The sequence below is a fragment of the Stenotrophomonas sp. TWI700 genome (assembly GCF_039673645.1).
In the GTDB taxonomy this organism is placed as follows: domain Bacteria; phylum Pseudomonadota; class Gammaproteobacteria; order Xanthomonadales; family Xanthomonadaceae; genus Stenotrophomonas; species Stenotrophomonas maltophilia_AA.
The window spans coordinates 1-24,991 of record NZ_JBDJMB010000007.1 but is presented as its reverse complement, the minus strand read 5'-3'; the positions used below and the strand labels follow the sequence as shown (position 1 = coordinate 24,991).

Sequence of the window (24,991 nt, the reverse complement as noted above, 5' to 3'; positions counted from 1 at the left end):
ACACTGCGCCCCGTGAGCGTCCAGGCATCCGCCGAACGCACCGCTGGCCGCCCGCGGCCACGAGGCACCAGACGCGGGTGACGCCCGGGTGGCGTTGCCCAACTTCAACTTCCTCCGGCCCTGCCGGGTGCATTACCAGACGAGAAACCAAGATGAGCGACAAGGTTGTACACGTCAGCACCGCTGACTTCCAAAGCGCAGTACTGGATTCCAAGGAACCGGTGCTGGTCGATTTCTGGGCCGAATGGTGTGGTCCCTGCAAGATGATCGCCCCGGCGCTGGACGAACTGGCCGACGCCTATAACGGCCGCGCCAAGATCGCCAAGGTCAACGTCGACGAACAGCGCGAACTGGCCGCCAAGTACCACGTGCGCTCGATCCCGATGCTGCTGGTGTTCAAGGACGGCGAAGTCCAGGCCCAGCAGATCGGTGCCGTCGGCAAGGCCCAGCTGGCCGGCATGCTCGACAAGGCTCTGGCCTGATCGCAGCAGGCAGCCGGCCCGTCCGGCTGCCACGCGGGCCCGTCGCCCGCATGAATGACCCTGCCCCACCCGGCTTGCGCGCCGCCGCGAGCCGGTGTTAGTGTCGGCATATCCGGCCGCATTCGCGCGCCGCATCTTCTGGACGCAGTTTCCTTCCAGATCCTTTCCCAACGTTCGCCGCCCTGCCGGGCGCTCGCACCTTCTAGCGAGGAATCCAGCACTTGTCCGATATCACTACTTCCGAACCCGGGAGCGCCGACGCGCCCGCCGAGAAGCGCGTGCGCAAGCCGCGCGTCGCCAAGGCCGCCGCCAACACCGGTGCCGACGCAGGTTCCCCCCCCTCACAACCCGCTCTGCCTCTGGCTGCCGCGTCTGACGCGCCGGCGCCGGCTGCCGCTTCTTCGGCAGCTCCGCAGGCATCGGCACCGGCGGCTTCTGCCGGTGGCGACGCATCGCCCTCGCAGGGCGGTGGTCAGCAGGACACCGGCGACGGTGGCCAGCGCAACCAGAACGGCCGCAACCAGAACCCGCAGGGCGGGCAGAACCCGTACCAGCAGGGTCAGGGCCAGAACCAGGGCCAAGGCCAGGGTCAAGGTCAAGGCCAGGGCAACCGCCGCGATCGTTTCCGCAATCGCCGTGACCGCAACCGCGGTGGCGATCGCTACAACGACGATGGCATGCCGCAGGACAACGGTGAACAGCAGCCGTTCGTGCGCAGCCAGCAGGCCAACGTGCCCGAAGGCTTCCCGGTCTACTCGCTGAGCGACCTCAAGCGCATGCCGGCGCAGAAGCTGCTGGAAATCGCCGAGCAGCTGCAGATTTCCGAAGGCGTCGCCCGCGCCCGCAAGCAGGACGTGATCTTCGCCCTGCTCAAGGTGCTGACCCGCCATGGCGACGGCGTTGCCGCCGACGGCGTGCTGGAAATCCTGCCGGACGGCTTCGGCTTCCTGCGCGCGGCCGAAGCCAGCTACCTGGCCGGCCCGGACGATACCTACATTTCGCCCAGCCAGATCCGCCGCTTCAACCTGCGGACCGGCGATCATCTGTCCGGCCGCATCCGCTTCCCGAAGGACGGCGAGCGTTACTTCGCGCTGTCGATCGTGGACACCATCAATGGTGAGCCGCTGGAAGCGTCGAAGAACAAGGTGCTGTTCGAGAACCTGACCCCGCTGTTCCCGCGCAAGCGCTTCACCCTGGAACGTGGCAACGGTTCGTCCGAAGACATCACCGGCCGCATCCTCGATCTGATGGCACCGCAGGGCAAGGGTCAGCGTTCGCTGATCGTCTCCCAGCCCAAGGCCGGCAAGACGATGATGATGCAGCAGGTGGCGACGGCGATCACCACCAATCATCCGGACGTGCACCTGATCGTCCTGCTGATCGATGAGCGCCCGGAAGAAGTGACGGAAATGCAGCGCACCGTGCGCGGCGAAGTCATCAGCTCCACCTTCGACGAGCCGGCCGCCCGTCACGTGCAGGTCGCCGAAATGGTGATCGAGCGTGCCAAGCGCCTGGTCGAGCACAAGAAGGACGTGGTGATCCTGCTCGACTCGATCACCCGCCTGGCGCGTGCCTACAACAACGTGGTGCCCAGCTCCGGCAAGGTGCTCACCGGTGGTGTGGACGCCAACGCCCTGCACCGTCCGAAGCGCTTCTTCGGCGCCGCGCGCAACGTGGAGGAAGGCGGCAGCCTGACCATCATCGCCACCGCGCTGGTCGATACCGGCAGCAAGATGGACGAGGTGATCTACGAAGAGTTCAAGGGCACCGGCAACAGCGAAGTGCACCTGAGCCGTCGCATCTCCGAAAAGCGCGTGTTCCCGGCGATCGACATCAACCGCTCGGGCACCCGTCGCGAAGATCTGCTGATCGAACCGGAACTGCTGCAGAAGATCTGGATCCTGCGCAAGCTGCTGCATCCGATGGATGAAATGGCCGCGATGGAATTCCTGCTCGACAAGATGAAGAACACCAAGTCCAACGACGAGTTCTTCGGTTCGATGAAGCGCTGATCGGCGCATCATCCGGACAGGAAAAGGCCCCGCATTGCGGGGCCTTTTTCGTATCGACATCCTGACTTCGATGTGTTCCGGACGGTACGGCGCGCTGGACTACCCAGACGCCGTCGCGTTGCCTCAACCGCCGTGGCGCGAACCACGCCACGCGTAGAACGCGATGAACACGTAGCACAGCATGGGCAGCAGGAAGGACAGCTGCAGCCCGTGGTGGTCGGCCAGCCAGCCCATCGCAAGGGGAATGACCGCCCCACCGACAATCGCCATCACCAGCAGGCTCGACGCCTGCCCGGTCAGCGTACCCAGCCGTGCGATCGCCAGTGCGAAGATGGTCGGGAACATGATCGAGTTGAACAGGCCGATGCTGACCACGCTCCACTTGGCCAGGTTGCCGCTGCCCAGCATCGTCACCGTGAGCAGGGCCATCACGATCAACGCGAAGACACCCAGCATGCGGCGCGGGTCGAGACGGGTCAGCAACGCCGCACCGAGCAGTCGGCCGACCAGCGCACCGCCCCAGTACAGCGACACGTAGCGCGTGGCTTCCTGCTCGGTCAGGCCCTCGCCGATGCCCGGCATCGAGAGGAAGTTGACCAGCACGCTGCCGATCGAAACTTCGGCGCCCACGTAGAAGAAGATCGCCAGCACGCCGTAGCGCAGGTGGCGGTGCCGCAGCGCATCGCGCAGCCGGCCGCGACCGCTGGCCGCCGTGTCCTCCACGCCCGGGATCGTCGGCAGGCGGAACATCCAGATCGCCACGGCCAGCACGAACAGCGCAACCGCCAGGCCGAAGTACGGCACCTGCACCGATTGCGCTTCGGCGGCGCGATAGGCCAGCGCCTCGGCCTGCGGCAGCAAGGCCAGTTCATCGGCGGTGCGCGGCGCGGCCGAGAGGATCAGCAGCCCGCCGAACAGCGGCGCGATGGTCGTGCCCAGCGCATTCATCGACTGCGCAAGCGTCAGCCGGCTGGAACTGGTCTGCTCCGGCCCGAGCAGCGCGACGTAGGGATTGGCGGCCACCTGCAGCACCGTGATGCCGGTGGCCAACACGAACAGCGCACCGAGGAACAGGCCGTACACATGCGCCTGCGCAGCCGGCCAGAACAGCAGCGCGCCGACGCCGGCAATGGCCAGCCCGGCGACGATGCCACGCTTGTAGCCCACCGCCGCGACCAGGCGCCCGGCGGGCAGCGACATCAGGAAGTACGCGCCGAAGAAGGTGAACTGGACCAGCATCGCCTGCACCCAGGTCAGCGCGAACGCCGCCTTGAGATGCGGAATCAGGATGTCATTGAGGCACGTGAGGAAGCCCCACATGAAGAAAATGGCGGTGACCACGGCCAGTGCAACGCGATTGCTTTGCACATGTTGTCCGCGGACGGCAGCGGGGGTATCCATCGCGTGTCCTTCCAGATAGGGAGTGCCGGTCAATTGGCAGCCAGACATGGAACCCGCTTGCGCCTCGATTGTCCAGCACTGTCGGCAGTACACACGGCAGCGCTGCGGGCACGACATGCAGTGACTGCCGCAAACGCCGCGGGATGCAGCGTGCTGCTTCGCGGATGCCCCGCTTCACCCACGCGGCAGCGTAATCCGCAATAATCGCCGCCGATAGAGTTGTTGACCGCCCGGGGGCGGGATCGTCGACGGATGGGCGCGGGATGCGTACCGGTTCAAGGCGATGTCGTGCGCTCCTGACTGCTTCGCCGTTGCCGTTCCACCCGCCTGTCCGGTTGGCACTGCACCCTGTTGCCCGTGAACCGCATGCGCCCGTTGTCTGCCCGCCTCACTCTCGGCACGTTGATCCTTGCCCTGGCCCTGCTCAGCGCGACCATCGCGCTGGTCAATACCCTGCATGCCAGCTACCGCGTGCAGCGTGAGCAGTTGATCGGCAACACGCTGGAAGCCAACCGCGTGTACGCCAGCAAGCTTGCCGAGTCGACCCAGAACTTCGTGCTGTCGGCCCAGCAGCAGGTCGCCTACAGCGCCACCCTGCTCGGCCAGCGCCGTCACGATCGCGAGGCGCTGGAAGCCGAGGCCGCGCGCCTGCAGCTGCAGACCAACAGCTTCAACTCGGTGCTGATCGTGGATGCAGGCGGCACCGTGCTGGCCACCTCGCCGCAGAGCCTGGCGCTGCAGGGCGTACTGCTCAAGAGCAGCGGCAACCGCGATGCCCTCGATCGCCGCGTGCCCTTCATCAGCGACCCGTACGAGTCGGCGACAGGCCGGCTGCTGGTCGCGATCTCGCACCCGATCTTCTCTGCACAGGGCGAGTACCAGGGCTACGTCAGCGGGACGATCTACCTGCGCCAGCGCAGCATCCTGCAGTCCCTGCTGGGCAAACACTATTACCGCGATGGCTCTTACCTGTACGTGGTCGATCGCCATGGTCGCATCCTGTACCACATCGAACAGAACCGGATCGGCGAGTTGGCGCTGGAAAACCCGGCCGTCCAGGCGGTCACCCAGGGGCACTCCGGCGCGCAGCAGGTGCGCAACAGCCACGGCGTATTGATGCTGGCCGGCTATGCACCGGTGCCGAGCGTGGGGTGGGGCGTGGTCGCCCAGCGCCCGACCACCGCCACGCTGGCCGCGCTGTCCAAGCTGATGTCCTCGGTGATCTGGAATGCGATCCCGCTGGGCATCCTGTCGCTGTTGATCACCTGGTGGTTCGCGCGGCGCATCTCGCGGCCGCTGTGGCAGCTGGCGCGCAACGTGCAGAACCGCGACACCGGCATCGCCATCCGCCATGTCACCGGTATCCGCGCCTGGTACTACGAGGTCGCACAGCTCAAGACCGCGCTGCTCTACAGCTTCAATCTCCTGCAGGACCGCATCGGCAAGCTCAACCGCGCCAGCATGACCGACCCGCTCACCGGTCTGCAGAACCGGCGCGGCCTGCAGCAGGGGCTGGAAGACTGGCAGGCGCGCGGCCAGCCGTTCGGGATCATCGCCGTGGACATCGACCGCTTCAAGACCATCAACGACCGCTTCGGCCACGCCGTCGGCGATGCGGTGATCCTGCGCATCGCGCAGCTGATGCGCGATGACGCGCGCGACACCGACCTGCTCTGCCGCAACGGAGGCGAAGAGTTCCTGATCCTGCTGCCGGGTATCGATGCGGTCAACGCGGCCCTGGTGGCCGAGCGCCTGCGCGTGCAGGTCGCCGCCGAAGTGTTCGAGCAGGCCGGCACGGTGACCGTGTCGCTGGGCGTGGCCCACTACCCGACCTATCACGCTGACCCGCAGCAGGCACTGCGGCTGGCCGACAAGGCGCTGTACATGGCCAAGGAACAGGGCCGCAACCGCACCGTGGTGTATCCGCAGCCGGTAGGCCCGGGCAGCGGTTGAGACAAGGGCCGCGGGCGCAGCACGCCCGCGATCCTGTGCGGATCAACCGCCCAGTGGCGTGCGCAGGCGCGGCACGTCCGGGTCCCCGGCCAGGGTTGCCGAGCCCTCGCTCAGCAGATCGGGTGAGAAGCCGGCATTGTCGGCACGGGTGGTCCACGGAATCCGGCTGCGCGGCCCCGGCACATAAGCTCGCCAGTGCCTGAGATCATCCGCTGGCGTTCCGCCAATGGAGAACGTGACCGGCACACGCAGGGTTCGGTAGGGCTGATCCAGCGCTTCACCCTCGGCACTCTGGGTGAAGCGCCACCTGCGCGCGGCACCCAGCGAGGCCTTGGCCAGGCCACTGCGGAACGCCTCCAACTGCTTGGGCGTACCGGTACTGCGCAGGTTGACCTGCTCAGCGACCTGGTCGACCACACGGCCGTCCTGGTCGACCTTCAACGCCAGATAGACCGTTCCCTGGCCGCCGGCCCGAAATACGTCAGCGGGATAGCGCGGCGCCGGCATGCGCCCACGGATGTCGGCGGCCCGATCGGCATCACTCTTTGCAGCCTCGAAGTGCGCACTGACCAGATGCACGTTGAACGTCTCGTTGTCACCTGGCCGCGCCACCACGCGCACGGTCATCTGTGTCTCGGTTGCCACTGCAACGCCGTCACGCAGGTGCGGCTCGAACTCCCATTTCTGCACGGTGTCACGCACCAGCGTGGCCACTGCCTCGGGAAGCCTGTCCTGCTTGTCGATCTTCAGCGCGCTGATACGACCGTCGTCGCCAATGGTGAGGGCGCCCTCGATCCGCATGCCCATTTCCACGGGCACATCGGCGCCCAGCTTGGCGGCATGCGCCGGTGCTACCGCCAACGCGACTGCCACGGCAAGTCCCTTGATGATATCCATTCCGTTGTTCCTCCTTGTGCCATCCATCGTTGTCGATATCGAAAGCATAGCGAGCACTGACCACGTTACCAATCGAATCGATGGATCCATCCCGGTCTTACGAAAGGCGCTTTCGCAGTAGGTGCAAGGCGTCAATGGCGGGCGACGTAGCGCATCTGCGCTCCTGCAGCCAATCACGCCAGTCGCAGCACCGCGGCATAGGGCGGTGTATCCGGGAAATCGCCGGCCGCGAACCCCGCCTGCAGCCGCTGCCACCATGCCGGATCGAACAGGTGGGCGAAATGCTCGCGCACCGCCGCCAGCTCGGCCGCCGGCAGGCCCATGAACATCCAGAAGCGCTCCGGAAACACATCGCGCGGACCGATCTGGAACCACGGCTCGTCAGCCAGCGCTTCCTCCTCGTTGCGCGGCACCGGCCACGCACGGAAGTTGCACTCGGTGACCAGACACAGCTCATCGTAGTCGTAGAAGACCGCACGCCCATGCCGCGAGACGCCGAAGTTCTTCGGCAACATATCGCCCGGAAAGATGTTGTTGCGTGCCATGTCGGTGATCGCCTGCGCATAGTCCAGTGCGGCCACGCGTCGCGACTCCACGGTCTGCTCGCGCAGGTACAGGTTGAGCGGACGGAACCGCCGCTGCACGTAGCACAGCGCGATCACCAGTTCGTCCCCGTCCTCATGCACGCTGCTGGCGCACTGGGTCAGCAGCTCGTCGCGCAGCGCCGCGGAGAAACGCGCCCGCGGGAAGCGCAGGTGCCGATAGGGCTGCGCGTCGAGCAGTCGGCCAACACGGTCCAGGTTGAACACCAACGCATACTTCTCCTCGACCTGGTGCCGGGTCATGGTTTTCGGCCAGGCGAAACGGTCCCGGATCAGCTTGAACACCAGCGGATAGCTGGGCAGGGTGAACACCGCCATGACCATGCCGGGCGTGCCATCGGCATGGACGAGCTGCTCGCCCGGCTGCTCATGGAAGTGACGGAAAAAGGTGCGATAGCGTTCGGTCTTGCCCTGCTTGGCGCGCCCGAGCACCGTGTAGATCTCATCCACTGGCTTGCCCGGCAGCAGGCTGCGCAGGAATACCACCGCGTCGCCGACGGTCGCCAGATCCGCCTGGAAATAGCTGCGCGAGACGCCGAACAGATGGGCCACATCGCGGCGCCGGGTCAGCACCGCATCCACGCGAACGCCGCGTTCGTCATGCACCAGCGCGATCACGCAGGGCGAGAAGCGATGCTCGCCGAATACGCGTCCGACCAGATAGGCGCGGCGCTCACGGTAGAACACGGTGTCGAGCAGTTCGATGCTGCGCACCGGGTAATCGCCCCAGTGCGCCAGATCATCCTGCAACCGCACCGCGATCGCGGCAGCGCAGCGCAGCTGGTGCGCATAGGGAACATGGAAGCGATAGTCACCGAGGACGCGCATGAACGCGTCGGCCGGGCGCGTCGGCGAGAGGGTATAGCTGTGCCGCGCGACGGGATGGGTGATGGCGTCGGACGGCTCCACATCCATCGCCATGAACTCGATCGCCCCGTCCACGCCGCGGGTCGCGAACAGCCGGCGTGCCAGCGTGTTGTAGAAGGTCTTGTACAGCTCGGCGTCGATCAATCCGGCCAGCAGCGCGGCATACGCCGCGCGAACCTGCAGCCACAGCGCGCGCTCGCCCACACGTTCACCGACGGCGCGGCGCAGGGTATCGACGGTCTCGGCGATGCACTGGTCATACAGCGCGATGCGCTCCACGGCGTCCTGCCGTGCCCCGGCCCAGTCCCGCTGCTCGAAGCGCTGCCGTGCACGCCGGCTGATCGCCGCGAAGCGCGCATGGTAGTCCTCGAAGCCATCGCGGATCTGCCGCGCGAGCGCGTCCGGCGTCGCGTTCATGCGACGCCCCGGATGGCGCAGTGATGGAACCGGCAGAAACAGCAGGCGCGCATGCAGCCACTTCCAGAGGACCTGCCGCCACCATACGGCAGCGACTGGGCGCTTGCCCAGCGGGCACCCATGAAAAAACCCGCGCCGGAGCGCGGGTTCTTCATCGATCACCGCATGTGCGGTACCGCTGCCTTACAGCGCAGACAGCGCGCTGTTGAAGGTGCTGCTCGGACGCATCGCGGCGCTGGCCTTGGCCACGTCCGGACGGTAGTAGCCGCCGATGTCGACCGCCTTGCCCTGCACCGCCGCCAGCTCACCGACGATGGCCTGCTCGTTGTCGGCCAGTGCCTTGGCCAGCGGAGCAAAACGGGCCTTCAGCGCGGCATCGTCATCCTGCGCGGCCAGGGCCTGGGCCCAGTACAGCGCGATATAGAAGTGGCTGCCGCGGTTGTCGATGCCGCCCAGCTTGCGCGACGGCGACTTGTCGTTGTCCAGGAACTGGCCGTTGGCCTGGTCCAGGGTCTTGGCCAGCACGGTGGCACCGGCGTTGTCGTAGCGGTTGCCCAGGTGCTCCAGCGACGCGGCCAGGGCCAGGAACTCACCCAGCGAATCCCAGCGCAGGTAATCCTCTTCGACGAACTGCTGCACGTGCTTGGGTGCCGAACCACCGGCACCGGTCTCGAACAGGCCACCGCCGGCCATCAACGGCACGATGGAGAGCATCTTGGCGCTGGTGCCCAGCTCCATGATCGGGAACAGGTCGGTCAGGTAATCGCGCAGCACGTTGCCGGTGACCGAGATGGTGTCCTCGCCTTTGCGGATGCGGTCCAGCGAGAAGGCGGTCGCTTCCACCGGCGCCAGGATGCGGATGTCCAGGCCGCTGGTGTCGTGGTCTTTCAGGTAGGTCTCGACCTTGGCGATCACCTGCGCATCGTGCGCGCGGGCAGCGTCCAGCCAGAACACCGCCGGGGTGCCGCTCAGGCGGGCACGGTTGACGGCCAGCTTCACCCAGTCCTGGATCGGGGCGTCCTTGGTCTGGCACATGCGCCAGATGTCGCCGGTCTGCACGGCGTGCTCGAAGATCACCTTGCCGGCGTCATCGGTGACGCGCACGGTGCCGTCGGCCGGGATCTGGAAGGTCTTGTCGTGCGAACCGTATTCCTCGGCCTTCTGCGCCATCAGGCCGACGTTGGGCACCGAGCCCATGGTCGCCGGGTCGAAGGCACCGTGGGTGCGGCAGTCGTCGATCACGGCCTGGTACACACCGGCGTAGCAACGGTCCGGAATGACGGCCTTGGTGTCCTGCAGCTTGCCGTCGGCATTCCACATGCCACCGGAGTCGCGGATCATCGCCGGCATCGAGGCGTCGACGATCACGTCGCTGGGCACGTGCAGGTTGGTGATGCCCTTGTCCGAATTGACCATGGCCAGGGCCGGGCGCTTGCCGTACTCGGCAGCCAGGTCGGCCTTGATCGCTTCCTGGGTGGCTTCGGGCAGCTGCGGCAGGCGCGCGAACAGATCGCCGATGCCGTTGTTCGGATCGAAACCGGCCTGCTTGAGCACGTCGGCGTGCTTGGCCAGCACATCCTTGTAGAACTCTTCGACGACCACGCCGAACATGATCGGGTCCGAGACCTTCATCATGGTGGCCTTCAGGTGCAGCGAGAACAGCACGCCCTTGGCCTTGGCATCGGCGATCTGCGCCTGCACGAACGAGGCCAGCGCAGTGCGGCTCATCACCGCGGCGTCGACGATCTCACCGGCCTTGACCGCGGTCTTTTCCTTGAGCACGACGCTGCTGCCGTCGGCCTTGAACAGCTCGATCTTCAGGCTGCCGGCGTTGGCCAGCGTGGCCGACTTTTCGCTGCCGTAGAAGTCACCGCCGTCCATGTGCGAGACATGCGACTTGCAGTCGGTGGACCACTTGCCCATGCGATGCGGATGCTTGCGGGCGTAGTTCTTGACCGACAGCGGCGCGCGGCGGTCGGAGTTGCCTTCGCGCAGCACCGGGTTCACCGCGCTGCCCTTGACCTTGTCGTAGCGCGCCTTGATGTCGCGCGAGACGTCGTCGGTCGGTACGTCCGGGTAGTTCGGAAGTGCGAAACCCTGGTCCTGCAGTTCCTTGATCGCGGCCTTCAGCTGCGGCACCGAGGCGCTGATGTTGGGCAGCTTGATGATGTTCGCGTCCGGGGTGGTCGCCAGCTGACCCAGTTCGGCCAGGTGGTCGGCTTCCTTCTGCTCGTCCTTCAGGTAATCCGGGAACAGGGCCAGGATGCGGCCGGACAGCGAGATGTCGCGGGTTTCCACGGCGATGCCGGCGGTGGCGGTGTAGGCCTCGACGATCGGCAGCAGCGACTGCGTGGCCAGGAACGGGGCTTCATCGGTGAGCGTGTAGAGAATCTTGGGCGTGTTCGACATGGGGGATCAGGGCTCTCTTGCAGATCTCGTGAATGATGGCCGACGGCAATGCCGGGCCGCGTGCAACCGTGTCGCGTGCAGGGCTTTGCAGAGCGTGGCCCGCACTTTCCCCGGGGACCGCGCCAACCAACGGCGCGCACGGCGGGAAACCCCCGCATTGTCGCGTTTTCAGCCCCCCGGAGCAAAGCCGTCCCATACGCAAACGTACTGGAACGCTGTGGTCCGGCAGGCGCCCATAAAAAAGACGCAGCCTCGCGGCTGCGTCCATCGTGAGCCTGTTGCCGGGAGAGAGTCGGCGCCTGGGCTTACTTGACCTCGAACTCCTGCGGCGATCCAGCCGCCTTACCATCCACCATGACTTCCGCGCGGTACTTGCCCGCCGGCCAGCCGTTGGCATTCTTGAAGGAGATGTTGGTGGTTTCGGCACCGGTGGTATTGACCACCTGGTTCTGCTCACCGGCGACCTGACCGTTCTGGAAGGTCAGCTTGGCCGCCAGGTTGGCGTTGTTGGCGCTGCCATCGGTACGGACGGAGACGATGATGTCGTCCTTCGGCGCGAACAGCGCGGCCGAAGTGACCGTCTTGTCCGCCGCGGCGGTCTTGCCGACGGTGACCGCGGAGACCATCACACCGGTTGCAGCGGTCATCGGCTGCGGGGCGGCTTCGGTCATCGGGGCCGGGGCGGCAGGCGTGGTCGCTGCCGGCTGTGCGTTGTTGTCGGCGGTGTCTTCTTTCTTCTTGCAGCCGGCCAAGGCCACGGTGGCCAGAAGCGCGGCGAGAACGGCAGTACTGATGGACGACTTCTTCATGGAGGTTGCTCCCTGTGAGATGGTGGGCAGTGCAGCGGATCAGGCTTTAGGCGGCAGTTTGAGGGTCTGGCCCGGCTGGATTTTGTCCGGGTCGTCCAGCACGTCGCGGTTGGCCTCGAAGATGCGCTTCCACGCATTGGCATCGCCCAGTTCCTGCTTGGCGATCTTCGAGAGCGAATCGCCCTTCTGCACCGTGTAGGTGCCTCCGACCTTCTCCGCGGTGGTATCCACCGAGGCGGTCACGCCCGAGAAATCAACCTGATCGACTTTCTGCGCGGTGGTATCAACGCTGGCGCTGACACCGGAAAAGTCGACTTTCTTATCGGTACTCATCCATACACTCCCGTCTTGATTGACGACATGGGAGGCACGGTGTCACAGCCCTTGTTAATGGGGCATGGCGTGGATGTGAAGACGCGCCGAACCTGACAGACGGGGCGCATCGACCAACGGTCGATGCCTACTGCCGCAGGTCGCGCACGGTGCGCGCCGGGGCGGCGATGCCCGGGCTGGCCCGCCACGGGTTGATGTCCAGGCCACCGCGGCGGGTGTAGCGCGCTTCCACTTCCAGCCACTGCGGCTGGCAGCGCTGGGTGATCTCGCTGAAGATCCGCTCCACGCACTGCTCGTGGAATTCGGCGTGTTCGCGGTAGCTGATCAGGTACTTGAGCAGGCCATCGCGGTCGATCTTCGGGCCGCGGTAGCGCACGCTGACGCTGGCCCAGTCCGGCTGACCGGTGACCGGGCAGTTGGACTTCAGCAGGGCCGAGCTCAACGTCTCGGTCACCACCTCATCCGCGTCGGCGAACAGGAATTCCGGTGCGGGCGGGCCGTAGCGTTCGATGGCGACATCGCGTTCGTCCAGTGACTCGCCCTCGGCGTCTTCCACCAGCGGCGGCACGCCGAACACCACCGTCACCACCGCGCCGGCACAGGCCGACAGGTCGCGGGTGATGCACAGCCGTGCGGCAGCGTCATCGTCGAAACGCGTGCTGTTGAGGGAGTTGAGGTAGAGCTTGAACGACTTGGATTCGATCAGGTTCGGCGAGGTGCACGGCACGCTGACCGTGGCCACCGCCACGCGCGGCTTGCCGAGACCGTCCAGCCAGCTCAGCTCATAGGCTTGCCAGCGGTCATGGCCGACGAACGGCAGTGCCGCCTCGTCCAGGCCGATCTCCTCGCGGGCGCCACGGCGCGGGATGGGAAAGAGCAGGCCGGAATCGTACTGCGACGGGTAAGCCACCTCGCGACCGAGGCTGGAGTCCTGGGGGGTATTCATGCCGCCATTTTACGCCGGCAGGCGCGCGGCGTCCGGCGGCGAAAACGAACGGCCACGGCGACCGGGTGATGGCGTTCCCGGTCGGCGGGAGGACCGGAACCCTCCCGCCCGTGCCGGTTTTCGCCCCGGCCAACGGCCGGGACCCACCGTCTACCAGCCGTCCGCTGACTTCAGCCTGCGCCAGGCGCCGCAGCCGGCGTCCCATTCAGATAATCCAGACTCACCTGCAGCAGCGCGCGCAGGCCCACGTCCAGCGCCTTCTCATCGAGCAGGAACTTCGGCGAATGATTGGCCGGCGCGTTGGCGGGATCGATCCCTTCGCTGGTCGAGCCCACGAAGAAGAACATGCCGGGCACCTGTTGGGCGTACAGCGAGAAGTCCTCCGCGCCCATCTGCAGCGGCGGCTCGTAGACGTTGCCCTCGCCCACCACGGCCTGCAGGCTCGGCAGCATCCGCGCGGTCAGTGCCGGATCGTTGACCGTGGCCGGGTTGCCCTCGGCCTCGTAGATCTCGGTTTCCGCCTTGGCGCCATGGGCAGCGGCAGTGTGATCGGCCACGTTGCGCAGGTCGGCGAAGATCTGCTGGCGCATGCCCTCGTCGAAGGTCCGGATGGTGCCGACCATCTCCACTTCATCGGGGATGATGTTGTAGCGGATGCCGCCCTTGATCGCGCCGAAGGTCACCACGGCAGGCTGCTTGGACAGGTTGGCGCGGCGGCTGACGATGGTCTGCACGGTGCCGACCAGGTCGGCCGTGGCCACGATCGGGTCCACCCCGTTCCACGGCGCCGAGCCATGGGTCTGGCGGCCGATCACCTTGATCCCGAAACGATCCGACGCCGCCATCAGCGGGCCGCCGCGCACCGCGATCTGGCCGGCCGGCACGCTGGAGAACACATGCAGGCCGAACACCGCCTCCGGCTTGAAGTCCTTGAACAGGCCTTCCTTGAGCATCAACGCCGCACCGCCCTCTTCCGGCGGCGGCGCGCCTTCCTCGGCGGGCTGGAAGATCAGCATCACTTCGCCCGGCAGGTTCGCGCGCATCTTCACCAGCGCATCGGCCACGCCCAGCAGGGTGGCAGTGTGGGCGTCGTGGCCGCAGGCGTGCATCACCCCGACGGTCTCGCCGCGGTAGGTGCTGGTGGCCTTGGAGGCGAACGGCAGGCCGGTCTGCTCGGTCACCGGCAGCGCGTCCATGTCCGCGCGCAGGGCGATCCGCGGGCCGGGCTTGCCGCCCTTGATGATGGCCACCACGCCGTGGTGGGCGATGCCGGTCTGCGGCTTCAGGCCCATCGCGCGCAGGCGTTCGGCGACCTTGGTCGAGGTGCGTTCTTCGCGGTTGGACAGCTCCGGGTGCTGGTGGAAGTCGCGGCGCCAGTCGATCACCTGGGCCTTCAGGCGGGTCGCGGCGGCGGCCACTTCCGGGCGTTCGGCAGGGGCGGCGGCGGCCAGGCCGGGGGCAGCCAGCAGCAGGGCGGACATCAACAGCGACAGACGGGGCATTGAGGGTCTCCACGGGTCAGGACGGCGGTCGAACCTGAATGTAGGGCATCGGCGCCGATCACGCTGTAACTTTCTGCCCCGGCAGACGTTCATGGAGGGAACCTCACCCGTCACATCCGGTCTGATCGCCCGTCCCATCCGTCATGCATGAAAGCCCACGGGCGACGGGTATGCTTTGCGCCTAGCCAACCGGGGCCCCCCGCCCTCCGCCAGCCCCCTCAGGAGTTATTGAATGTCGCGTTTCTGGAAGATCGTGCTGCTGGTGGTCGCAGTGCTGGTGGTTGCCGTTGTCGGCGTGCGCCTGATGGGTGGCAAGAAGGGGGACGCGGCGGGTCCGGCAGCCGAAGGGCGCCAGGGCGGTGATCCGGCCAATGCAGGCCCGGTGCCGGTCACGGTGATCGATGCGGTCCGCCAGGACGTACCGGTCTATGCCAGCGCGCTGGGCACGGTCGCGGCGATGAATACCGTCACGGTGAGCCCGCAGGTGGGCGGCCAGCTGATCAGCCTGAACTTCAAGGAAGGCCAGGAAGTGAAGAAGGGCGACCTGCTCGCGCAGATCGATCCGCGCACCCTGCAGGCCAGCTTTGATGAAGCCGCGGCGGCCAAGCGCCAGAACCAGGCCCAGCTCGCCACCGCGCGCTCCAACTACCAGCGCTCCAATTCGGCCGAGTACCGCCAGTACGTGGCCAAGACCGACCTGGACACCCAGCGCAACCAGGTCGCCCAGTTCGAGAGTGCCGTGGCCGCCAACGAGGCCAGCATGCGCGCCGCCCAGGTGCAGCTGCAGTACACCCGCGTCACCGCGCCGATCTCCGGCATCGCCGGTATCCGCGCGGTCGATGCCGGCAACATCGTCAGCGCCGGCACCGCGCTGGTGACGCTGACCCAGATCCATCCGATCCACGTGGTGTTCAACCTGCCCGAGCGCCAGCTGCCGGCCGTGCGCCAAGCCCAGGCCGCCGGCGCGGTGGATATCGCCGCGCTGGATCGCAACGATGCGCACGTGCTCACCGATGGCGGCAAGCTCGACGTGGTCGACAACCAGATCAGCAGCGACAGCGGCACCTTCCGCGCGCGCGCCCTGTTCGACAACGACGACAATTCGCTGTGGCCGGGCCAGTTCGTCAACGTCCGCATGCAGCTGCGCACCATCGCCGGCGGCGTGGTGATCCCGACCCAGGCGGTGATGCGCGGCCCGGATGGCGAGTACGTCTATATCGTCAAGCCGGACAGCACCGTGGCCATGCAGACGGTCAAGAGCGGCGTGGAAGTCGGCGACAGCCAGGTGCAGATCACCGAGGGCCTGAAGGGCGGCGAGCGGGTCGTGAGCGAAGGCCAGTTCCGGCTCAAGCCGGGCGCCAAGGTCACCGCGCTCAAGCCGGGCGAAACCCCGGCCGCACCGACCGAAGCCGAGCTCAAGGCCGCCCAGCAGCAGGGTGGCGGTGGACGCCGCGGCGGCGGTCCGCGCTGATCGCGCCCACCCCACGTTCCTGACGCCCGCGCACCTGCCGGCGTTCGCCTGATCCACCGCAGCACGACGCACCAGCAAGGACCCGCCCGTGGGCTTTTCGACGATTTTCATCCGCCGCCCGATCGCCACTTCGCTGCTGATGGCGGGCCTGCTGCTGCTCGGCATCCTCGGCTACCGCCAGCTGCCGGTGTCGGCGCTGCCCGAGATCGATGCGCCGAGCCTGGTGGTGACCACCCAGTACCCCGGCGCCAACGCGGTCACCATGGCCTCGCTGGTGACCACGCCGCTGGAGCGCCAGTTCGGGCAGATCTCCGGGCTGGAGATCATGACCTCCGATTCATCGGCGGGGCTGTCCACGATCATCCTGCAGTTCTCGATGGACCGCGACATCGACATCGCCGCGCAGGACGTGCAGGCCGCGATCCGCCAGGCCACCCTGCCCTCCTCGCTGCCCTACCAGCCGGTCTACAACCGGGTGAATCCGGCCGACGCGGCGATCGTCACCCTCAAGCTCACCTCCGACACGCGCCCGCTGCGCGACGTCAACAACTACGCCGACTCCATCCTCGCCCAGCGCCTGTCGCAGGTGCAGGGCGTGGGCCTGGTCTCCATCGCCGGCAACGTGCGCCCGGCCGTGCGCATCCAGGTCAATCCGGCGCAGCTGTCCAACATGGGCCTGACCCTGGAAGACCTGCGCAGCGCGCTGACCCAAGCCAACGTCAACGCGCCCAAGGGCTCGCTCAACGGCAAGACCCAGTCCTACTCGATCGGCACCAACGACCAGCTGACCAGCGCCGCCGAGTACCGCGACACCATCATCAGCTACAAGAACAGCCGCCCGGTACGCCTGTCCGACGTGGCCAACGTGGTCGACGGCGTGGAGAACGACCAGCTGGCCGCATGGGCCGATGGCAAGCCGGCGGTGCTGCTGGAAGTGCGCCGCCAGCCCGGCGCCAACATCGTGCAGACCGTCGAGCGCATCCGTGCGCTGCTGCCGCAGCTGCAGAACGTGCTGCCGGCCGACGTGCACCTGGAGATCTTCAACGACCGGACCGAGACCATCCGCGCCTCGGTGCATGAGGTGCAGTTCACCCTGATCCTCACCATCGGCCTGGTGGTCGCGGTGATCTTCGTGTTCCTGCGCCGCCTGTGGGCGACCATCATTCCCTCGGTGGCGGTGCCGCTGTCGCTGGCCGGCACCTTCGGCGTGATGGCATTCGCCGGCATGTCGCTGGACAACCTCTCGCTGATGGCGCTGGTGGTGGCCACCGGCTTCGTGGTCGACGATGCGATCGTGATGATCGAGAACGTCGTGCGTTACATCGAACAGGGCAAAAGCGGACCCGAAGCGGCCGAGATCGGTGCGCAGCAGATCGGCTTCACCGTGCTCTCGCTGACCATCTCGCTGGTGGCGGTGTTCCTGCCGCTGCTGCTGATGCCCGGTGTCACCGGCCGGTTGTTCCACGAATTCGCCTGGGTGCTGAGCATCGCGGTGACGCTGTCGATGCTGATCTCGCTGACGCTCACCCCGATGATGTGCGCCTACCTGCTCAAGCCCGATGCGCTGCCCGAAGGCGAAGACGCGCACGAGCGGGCGGCCGCGGCCGGCAAGACCACCGTGTGGTCGCGCACCGTCGGCGTGTACGAACGCAGCCTGGACTGGGTGCTCGAGCATCAGCCGCTGACCCTGGCCGTCGCCGCCGGCGCACTGGTGCTGACCGTGGTGCTCTACATCGTGATCCCCAAGGGCCTGCTGCCCGAGCAGGACACCGGCCTGATCACCGGCGTGGTCCAGGCCGACCAGAACATCGCCTTCCCGCAGATGGAGCAGCGCACCAAGGCCGTGGCCGAAGCGCTGCGCGGCGACCCGGCGGTGACTGGCGTGTCGGCCTTCATCGGCGCCGGCACCATGAACCCCACGCTCAACCAGGGCCAGCTGTCGATCGTGCTGAAGGAGCGCGGCGACCGCGACGGGCTGGATGAAATCCTTCCGCGCCTGCAGAAGGCCGTGGCCGGTATCCCCGGTGTGGCGCTGTACCTCAAGCCGGTGCAGGACGTCACCCTGGATACCCGCGTGGCCGCCACCGAGTACCAGTATTCGCTGTCGGACGTGGACAGCGCCCAGGTCGCGCTGCAGGCCACGCGGATGACCGAGGCGCTGCGCCAGCGCCCGGAACTGGCCGACGTGGACAACAACCTGTCCAACCAGGGCCGCGCGCTCGAGCTGACCATCGACCGCGACAAGGCCAGCGTGCTCGGCGTGCCGATGCAGACCATCGACGACACGCTGTACGACGCCTTCGGCCAGCGCCAGATCTCGACCATCTTCACCGAGCTCAACCAGTACCGCGTGGTGCTGGAAGTGGCGCCCGAGTTCCGCACCAGCACCGCGCTGATGAACCAGCTGGCGGTCGCCTCCAACGGCGCCGGCGCACTGACCGGCAGCAATGCGACCAACTTCGGCCAGGTGACCTCGTCCAACTCGTCCACCGCCACCGGCATCGGCGCGCAGAACACCGGCATCCCGGTCGGCGCCGGCAACATCATCCCGCTGGCCGCGCTGGCCGAAGGCCGGGTCACCAGCACCCCGCTGGTGGTCAGCCACCAGCAGCAGCTGCCGGCGGTCACGGTGTCGTTCAACATCGCGCCCGGCTACTCGCTGTCCGATGCGGTGAAGGCGATCGAAGAGACCAAGGCCAGCCTGGACATGCCCTCGCAGGTGCATGCGCAGTTCATCGGCAAGGCCGCCGAGTTCACCGGCAGCCAGACCGACGTGGTGTGGCTGCTGCTGGCCTCGCTGGTGCTGATCTACATCGTGCTGGGCGTGCTGTATGAGAGCTATATCCACCCCTTCACCATCATCTCCACCCTGCCCCCGGCCGGTGTCGGCGCGCTGCTGGCGCTGATGGTGTGCGGGCTGCCGCTGTCGGTGGACGGCATCGTCGGCATCGTGCTGCTGATCGGCATCGTCAAGAAGAACGGCATCATGATGGTCGACTTCGCGATCGAGGCCCGCCGCACCGGGGCCAACGCGCATGAAGCGATCCGTCGTGCCTGCCTGCTGCGTTTCCGCCCGATCATGATGACCACCGCTGCCGCGATGCTCGGTGCATTGCCGCTGGCGCTGGGCACCGGCATCGGCTCGGAACTGCGCCGGCCGCTCGGCATCGCCATCGTCGGCGGCCTGCTGCTGTCGCAGCTGGTCACGCTGTACACCACGCCGGTGATCTACCTGTACATGGAACGCTTCTCCGAGCGCCTGCGCCAGCGGCGCGAACAGCGCGCGCTGCGCCACGGCCATGACCCGGTGCGGGAGCCGCAGGCGTGATGATGAGCACCGCAGACCGCTGCGGAGGCGTTCGATGAACATCTCCGGTCCGTTCATCCGCCGCCCGATCGGCACCGCCCTGCTGGCCATCGGCCTGTTCGTGGTGGGTGTGATCTGCTACCTGCAGCTGGGCGTGTCGGCGCTGCCGAACATCCAGATCCCGGTGATCTTCGTGCATGCCAACCAGGCCGGCGCGGATGCCACGACGATGGCCTCCACGGTGACCGCGCCGCTGGAGCGCCACCTCGGCCAGCTCCCGGGCATCGACCGCATGCGCTCGTCCAGCTCGGAAGGCAGCTCGCTGGTCTTCATGATCTTCCAGAGCGACCGCGACATCGATTCGGCCGCGCTGGACGTGCAGACCGCGATCAACTCGGCGCAGTCCGACCTGCCCGCCGGGCTGGGCACGCCGATGTTCCAGAAGGCGAACCCGAACGACGACCCGGTCATCGCGATCGCCCTGACCTCGGAAACGCAGTCGGCCGACGACCTCTACAACGTGGCCGATTCGCTGCTGGCCCAGCGCATCCGCCAGATCACCGGCGTGTCCTCGGTGGATATCGCCGGGGCCTCCACGCCGGCCGTGCGCGTGGACGTCAACCTGCGCCTGATGAACGCGCTCGGCCTGACCGCCGATGACCTGCGCAACGCCGTGCGCGCGGCCAACGTGACCTCGCCGACCGGCTTCCTCACCGATGGCAACACCACCACCGCGATCATCGCCAACGACTCCGTCGCGCGCGCGGCCGATTTCGCCCAGCTGGTGATCAAGACCGCCGACGATGGCCGGGTGATCCGCCTGCAGGACATCGCCAATGTCTACGACGGGCAGCAGGACGCCTACCAGGCCGCGTGGTTCAACCACAAACCGGCGGTGGTGATGTACGTGTTCACCCGCGCCGGCGCCAATATCGTGGAGACCGTGGACCGGGTGAAGGCGCAGATCCCGACCCTGCGCGACTACCTGCAGCCGGGCACCACGCTCACCCCGTATTTCGACCGTACCCCGACCATCCGCTCCTCGCTGCATGAAGTGCAGATCACCCTGCTGATCGCACTGGCGATGGTGGTGCTGACCATGGCGCTGTTCCTGCGCCGGCTGGCCCCGACCCTGATCGCCGCGGTGACCGTGCCGCTGTCGCTGGCCGGCGCGGCCCTGGTGATGTACGTGCTGGGCTTCACCCTGAACAACCTGAGCCTGCTGGCGCTGGTGATCGCGATCGGCTTCGTGGTCGATGATGCGATCGTGGTGATCGAGAACATCATGCGCCACCTCGACGAGGGCATGACGCGCATGCAGGCCGCCCTCACCGGCGCGCGCGAGATCGGCTTCACCATCGTATCGATCACCGCCTCGCTGGTGGCGGTGTTCATCCCGCTGCTGTTCGCCGAAGGCATGATGGGTGCGTTCTTCCGCGAGTTCACCGTGACCCTGGTCGCGGCCATCGTGGTCTCGATGGTCATCTCGCTGACCCTGACGCCCGCGCTGTGCAGCCGCTTCCTGAGTGCGCATGCCGATGGCGGCGCACCGAGCCGCTTCGGCCGCCTGCTCGATGCCGGCCACGACCGCATGCTGCGCATCTACGTGAAGCTGCTGGACTTCTCGCTGCGCCATGCGCTGCTGCTGTCGCTGACCCCGCTGCTGCTGATCGGTGCGACGGTGTTCCTGTTCGGTGCGGTCAAGAAGGGCGCGTTCCCGGCCCAGGACACCGGCCTGATCTGGGGCCGCGCGAATTCCAGCGCGACCGTCTCCTTCGAAGACATGGTCAACCGCCAGCGCCGCATCACCGACATGCTGATGGCCGACCCGGCGGTGAAGACCGTGGGCGTGCGCCTGGGCAGTGGCCGACAGGGCTCCAGCGCGCAGTTCAACGTCGAACTGAAGTCGCGCAAGGACGGCCGCCGCGAGACCACCGCGCAGGCCCTGGCCCGCCTGAGCGCAAAGGCCGACCGCTATCCCGACCTGCAGCTGCGGCTGCGCGCGATCCAGGACCTGCCCAGCAATGATGGCGGTGGCGCCAGCCAGGGCGCGCAGTACCGCGTCTCGCTGCAGGGCAACGACCTGGCCCAGCTGCAGGAGTGGCTGCCCAAGCTGCAGGCCGCACTGAAGAAGAACCCGAAGCTGGCCGACGTCGGCACCGACGTGGACGCCGCCGGCCTGCGCCAGAACATCGTGATCGACCGCGCCAAGGCGGCGCGCCTGGGCGTGTCGGTCGGTGCGATCGACGGCGCGCTGTACGGCGCCTTCGGCCAGCGCCAGATTTCCACGATCTACTCGGACATCAACCAGTACAGCGTGGTGGTCAACGCCCTGCCCGACCAGACCGCGACACCGGGGGCGCTGGACCAGATCCATGTGCGTGCCGGCAATGGCGAGATGGTGCCGATCACCGCCGTGGCCGAACAGGTGCCGGGGCTGGCCCCGTCGCAGATCACCCACGAAAACCAGTACACCACGATGGAGCTGAGCTACAACCTCGCCCCCGGCACCAGCATGGGCGAGGCCAAGGCCATCATCGACAGCACGGTCAACGGCATGCGCATGCCCGGCGATATCCGCCTGGCGGAGAACGCCGGCTTCGGCTTCGATTCGGACCCGATGGCGATGCTGATCCTGGTGATGGCGGCGATCATCACCGTCTACCTGGTGCTGGGCATGCTCTACGAGAGCCTGATCCATCCGGTCACCATCCTCTCCACGCTGCCGGCGGCGGGCGTCGGCGCGCTGCTGGCGCTGTACGGCACCAACACCGAGCTGTCGGTGATCTCGATGATCGCGCTGGTGCTGCTGATCGGCATCGTCAAGAAGAACGCGATCATGATGATCGACTTCGCGGTGGTGGCGCAGCGCGAGCACGGCAAGAGCCCGCTGGAAGCCGCACGCGAAGCGAGCATCGTGCGCTTCCGCCCGATCATGATGACCAGCATGGTGGCGATCCTGGCGGCGGTGCCGCTGGCGATCGGCCTCGGCGAAGGCTCCGAGCTGCGCCGCCCGCTGGGCATCGCGATGATCGGTGGCCTGCTGTTCTCGCAGAGCCTGACCCTGCTCAGCACCCCGGCGCTGTACGTGATCTTCTCGTGCCTGCGCGAGCGCTGGGTGGCCCGGCGGGCGCGGCGCCGCGAGAAGCGGGCCCTGAAGCGCAGCGCCATCGCCCGGTAGGTACCGACCGTTGGTCGGTACACCAGGTCGTTGCCCCTCGGTTTGACGCCACGTAACAAAACGACAACAATTCTCATCCAGCCACGGTCCTGCATCGCCCTCTGCGATGCCCCCGCTGCCGGTTCCCGGCCAGCCTGCGCGATCCAGCCATCGACCCTCCCCCGCCCTCTGTAGATCGCGGACGGCGTTGTGCTGTCCGCCAAGGAACCCATCGATGCTGTCGTCCTCCCTGCCCCGCCTGGCCACGTTGGCCGTTGCGCTGTCGCTCGCCTGCGCCACCCATGCCCAGTCCGCGCCCGACGGCGGCGCCCGGGTGCGCTCCGCCACCGACCTGGATGCCATCAAGGTCACCGCCGAGCGCACCCACACCGACACCGGCGCCCTGGGTGACCGCGCCGTGCGCGACACCCCGTTCGCGATCTCGGTAGTCGGCCGCGAGGACATCGAGAAGCGCCAAGTGGTCTCGCTCGGCGAGGCCTTCCTGACCGACCCCTCGGTGGTCACCCAGGTCAGCGCCTATGCCAGCGGCTGGAGCTCGCCGATCCGCAACCGCGGCATCGACCTGAGCTACGACAGCTACCGCGTCAACGGCCTGCAGGTGTCCTCGTGGGGCACCGAGTGGCCACTGGAAGTCATGGAGCAGGTGGAACTGCTGAAGGGTCCCGGCGGTTTCATGTACGGCTTCGGCCAGCCCGGCGGCATCGTCAACTACGTCACCAAAAAGCCCACCGAGGTCACCACGCTGTCGGCGCAGCTGGGCTGGCGCGAGGCCGGCATCGTCAGCGGCCAGGTCGATGTGGGCGGGCGCTTCGGCAACGAGGACATGTTCGGCTACCGCTTCAATGCCTACCAGGAGAAGGGCGAGACCTTCAACGGTGGCGACGTGGACCGCAAGGTTGGTGCGCTGTCGCTGGATGCGCGCCTGAGCGACCGCCTCACCTGGACCTTCGATGGCGTGTTCCAGTCGCGCGATCTCGGCAACGAATCCCCGCAGTACTACTTCATCGGGCTGACCGGGCTGCCGCGTCCGCTTGCGGGCGACATCGACAACAGCATCGACGGCAGCTACTACGACACCCGCTCCAGCCTGCTCTCCACCGCCCTGGACTGGCAGATCAACAGCGACTGGAAGGCCAGCCTGAGCTATGGCGTGACCACCTCCTGGAACGACGTCAACAAGATCTTCGCCTACATCGATGACGTCAACGGCGATTACGACGTCAACACCTACGAGCTCGGCGGCAAGAGCGAGTGGAAGCTGGCCCAGGCCCTCGTGCAGGGCCGCTTCCAGACCGGCCTGCTGTCGCACCAGGTCGTTGCCGGTGTCTCCCACCAGACCGGGCTGGGCTGGGACCGCCCGTCCGAATGGAACACCCTCGGCCGCGGCAACATCTACCAGCGCCCGACCCTGCGCCACGACGCGGTGGGCTCCCGCGTGCTGACGCGCGGCAGCGAGACCGTGCAGCAGGCGGTGTTCGTCAGCGACACCGTCAGCTTCGCCGATGGCTGGTCGCTGCTGGCCGGTGCGCGCTACAACGACTTCGAGAACAAGGGCGCGTACCACACCTATCCGGTCACCCCGACCTACGCCCTGATGTACAAGCCGGCCGATGCGGTGACGCTGTATGCCAGCTACGTCGAATCGCTGGAAGCCGGCAGCCGCGTGGGCAGCGACTACATCAACGCCGGTGACGTGCTCGACCCGACCATCAGCAAGCAGTATGAGATCGGCGCCAAGATCGAGTACCCGCGCTGGAGCGCGAATGCGGCCGCCTTCCGATTGGAGCGTGGCGCGAACATCGATCTGATCACCTCCGCCGGCAAGCGGCTGGTGCAGGACGGCATCACCCTGTACGAAGGCGTGGAAGCCAGCGCCGACGTGCGCCTGACCGATGCGTTCACCCTCGGCGGCGGCGTCACCTGGCTGGACCCGACCTACGACAAGCTCTCCCCGGGCAGCGCGGCCCAGGAAGGCAACCGTACCGCCGGCGCCGCCCGCTGGCAGGGCGTGCTGCATGCCGATTACAGCGTCCGGCAGGTCGAGGGGCTGAGCGTGTATGCACTGGCCCGCTACTACGGCGACGTCTACTACGACGCCGACAACACCCTCAAGCTGCCCGACTACACGCTGGTCAACGCCGGCGTGGGTTACCGCATGCAGGCCGCCGGTCACCCCGTCACCTGGCGCGCCGGCGTGGAGAACCTCGCCAACCGGACGTACTGGTCCAATGCAGGCGTGGGCCTGCCACGGACCTTTGCGGTAAGCGTGCGCTTCGACATGTAAGCCGGAAAACCCACAGGTAGTGCCCGCCGCGGGGCGGCGCCCCCCCATGCCGGGCGCCCGACCATGCCGGCCAGCGGCCGGCCCTCCCCGCGGCGGGGTAGGGGGCCCCCGCACCCCC

Annotated in this window: 15 protein-coding genes; 7 read left to right on the top strand and 8 right to left on the bottom strand. The window is 67.1% G+C overall.

Annotated elements, in window-relative coordinates:
• Positions 1–152 precede the first annotated feature (152 nt).
• Positions 153–482: a thioredoxin gene (trxA, locus tag ABE473_RS07465; protein WP_176987992.1), complete on the top strand. Its 330-nt coding sequence runs from the start codon at positions 153–155 to the stop codon at positions 480–482.
• Between the two features lie 221 nt (positions 483–703).
• On the top strand, positions 704–2,494 hold the full coding sequence (rho, locus tag ABE473_RS07460) for a transcription termination factor Rho (protein WP_346489020.1): 1,791 nt from the start codon (positions 704–706) through the stop codon (positions 2,492–2,494).
• 123 nt (positions 2,495–2,617) lie between these two features.
• Here rho and ABE473_RS07455 read toward each other — a convergent pair whose 3' ends face one another.
• Positions 2,618–3,895 carry a sugar MFS transporter gene (locus ABE473_RS07455; protein WP_346489019.1) on the bottom strand — a complete coding sequence of 426 codons (1,278 nt, stop codon included), beginning with the start codon at positions 3,893–3,895 and terminating at the stop codon, positions 2,618–2,620.
• 366 nt (positions 3,896–4,261) lie between these two features.
• Between ABE473_RS07455 and ABE473_RS07450 the strand changes: the two genes are divergently transcribed.
• Positions 4,262–5,848: a sensor domain-containing diguanylate cyclase gene (locus ABE473_RS07450; RefSeq protein WP_346489018.1), complete on the top strand. Its 1,587-nt coding sequence runs from the start codon at positions 4,262–4,264 to the stop codon at positions 5,846–5,848.
• Between the two features lie 42 nt (positions 5,849–5,890).
• On the opposite strand, the gene ABE473_RS07445 is transcribed toward ABE473_RS07450, so the two are convergent.
• The 7 genes from ABE473_RS07445 to ABE473_RS07415 form a co-directional block, all read right to left on the bottom strand.
• Entirely contained in the window at positions 5,891–6,745 is an 855-nt protein-coding gene (locus ABE473_RS07445; protein ID WP_346489017.1) for a protein tonB, read from the bottom strand.
• Between the two features lie 173 nt (positions 6,746–6,918).
• On the bottom strand, positions 6,919–8,631 hold the full coding sequence (gene aceK, locus ABE473_RS07440) for a bifunctional isocitrate dehydrogenase kinase/phosphatase (RefSeq protein WP_346489016.1): 1,713 nt from the start codon (positions 8,629–8,631) through the stop codon (positions 6,919–6,921).
• A gap of 183 nt (positions 8,632–8,814) precedes the next feature.
• Positions 8,815–11,040 carry an NADP-dependent isocitrate dehydrogenase gene (locus ABE473_RS07435; protein ID WP_346489015.1) on the bottom strand — a complete coding sequence of 742 codons (2,226 nt, stop codon included), beginning with the start codon at positions 11,038–11,040 and terminating at the stop codon, positions 8,815–8,817.
• A gap of 305 nt (positions 11,041–11,345) precedes the next feature.
• Complete coding sequence (locus tag ABE473_RS07430) at positions 11,346–11,849, bottom strand: hypothetical protein (protein ID WP_346489014.1); 504 nt, start codon at positions 11,847–11,849, stop codon at positions 11,346–11,348.
• 39 nt (positions 11,850–11,888) lie between these two features.
• Entirely contained in the window at positions 11,889–12,182 is a 294-nt protein-coding gene (locus tag ABE473_RS07425) for a LysM peptidoglycan-binding domain-containing protein (RefSeq protein ID WP_070426094.1), read from the bottom strand.
• A 127-nt stretch (positions 12,183–12,309) separates the two neighbouring features.
• Positions 12,310–13,128: an NADPH-dependent 7-cyano-7-deazaguanine reductase QueF gene (gene queF, locus ABE473_RS07420; RefSeq protein ID WP_346489013.1), complete on the bottom strand. Its 819-nt coding sequence runs from the start codon at positions 13,126–13,128 to the stop codon at positions 12,310–12,312.
• A 170-nt stretch (positions 13,129–13,298) separates the two neighbouring features.
• Entirely contained in the window at positions 13,299–14,630 is a 1,332-nt protein-coding gene (locus tag ABE473_RS07415; protein WP_346489012.1) for a M20 family metallopeptidase, read from the bottom strand.
• Between the two features lie 232 nt (positions 14,631–14,862).
• Between ABE473_RS07415 and ABE473_RS07410 the strand changes: the two genes are divergently transcribed.
• The 4 genes from ABE473_RS07410 to ABE473_RS07395 all read left to right on the top strand — a co-directional run bounded on the left by ABE473_RS07410 (position 14,863) and on the right by ABE473_RS07395 (position 24,873).
• Complete coding sequence (locus ABE473_RS07410) at positions 14,863–16,101, top strand: efflux RND transporter periplasmic adaptor subunit (protein WP_346489011.1); 1,239 nt, start codon at positions 14,863–14,865, stop codon at positions 16,099–16,101.
• A gap of 88 nt (positions 16,102–16,189) precedes the next feature.
• The gene (locus ABE473_RS07405) at positions 16,190–19,429 is read left to right on the top strand and encodes an efflux RND transporter permease subunit (RefSeq protein ID WP_346489010.1); all 3,240 of its coding nucleotides are present in this window, start codon (positions 16,190–16,192) and stop codon (positions 19,427–19,429) included.
• Positions 19,430–19,463: 34 nt separating this feature from the next.
• Positions 19,464–22,589, top strand: coding sequence for an efflux RND transporter permease subunit (locus tag ABE473_RS07400; protein ID WP_346489009.1), 3,126 nt, complete (start codon positions 19,464–19,466; stop codon positions 22,587–22,589).
• Between the two features lie 214 nt (positions 22,590–22,803).
• Complete coding sequence (locus tag ABE473_RS07395) at positions 22,804–24,873, top strand: TonB-dependent receptor (protein ID WP_346489008.1); 2,070 nt, start codon at positions 22,804–22,806, stop codon at positions 24,871–24,873.
• The last annotated feature ends 118 nt before the right edge of the window (positions 24,874–24,991 follow it).

Bases quoted from the DNA above. Each gene is read 5' to 3' on its own strand.
- ABE473_RS07445 (WP_346489017.1), bottom strand. From the start codon at position 6,745: ATGGATATCATCAAGGGACTTGCCGTGGCAGTCGCGTTGGCGGTAGCA.
- ABE473_RS07450 (WP_346489018.1), top strand. From the start codon at position 4,262: ATGCGCCCGTTGTCTGCCCGCCTCACTCTCGGCACGTTGATCCTTGCC.
- ABE473_RS07415 (WP_346489012.1), bottom strand. From the start codon at position 14,630: ATGCCCCGTCTGTCGCTGTTGATGTCCGCCCTGCTGCTGGCTGCCCCC.
- ABE473_RS07425 (WP_070426094.1), bottom strand. From the start codon at position 12,182: ATGAGTACCGATAAGAAAGTCGACTTTTCCGGTGTCAGCGCCAGCGTT.
- ABE473_RS07410 (WP_346489011.1), top strand. From the start codon at position 14,863: ATGTCGCGTTTCTGGAAGATCGTGCTGCTGGTGGTCGCAGTGCTGGTG.
- ABE473_RS07455 (WP_346489019.1), bottom strand. From the start codon at position 3,895: ATGGATACCCCCGCTGCCGTCCGCGGACAACATGTGCAAAGCAATCGC.
- aceK (WP_346489016.1), bottom strand. From the start codon at position 8,631: ATGAACGCGACGCCGGACGCGCTCGCGCGGCAGATCCGCGATGGCTTC.
- ABE473_RS07435 (WP_346489015.1), bottom strand. From the start codon at position 11,040: ATGTCGAACACGCCCAAGATTCTCTACACGCTCACCGATGAAGCCCCG.
- ABE473_RS07430 (WP_346489014.1), bottom strand. From the start codon at position 11,849: ATGAAGAAGTCGTCCATCAGTACTGCCGTTCTCGCCGCGCTTCTGGCC.
- trxA (WP_176987992.1), top strand. From the start codon at position 153: ATGAGCGACAAGGTTGTACACGTCAGCACCGCTGACTTCCAAAGCGCA.
- ABE473_RS07395 (WP_346489008.1), top strand. From the start codon at position 22,804: ATGCTGTCGTCCTCCCTGCCCCGCCTGGCCACGTTGGCCGTTGCGCTG.
- queF (WP_346489013.1), bottom strand. From the start codon at position 13,128: ATGAATACCCCCCAGGACTCCAGCCTCGGTCGCGAGGTGGCTTACCCG.
- ABE473_RS07400 (WP_346489009.1), top strand. From the start codon at position 19,464: ATGAACATCTCCGGTCCGTTCATCCGCCGCCCGATCGGCACCGCCCTG.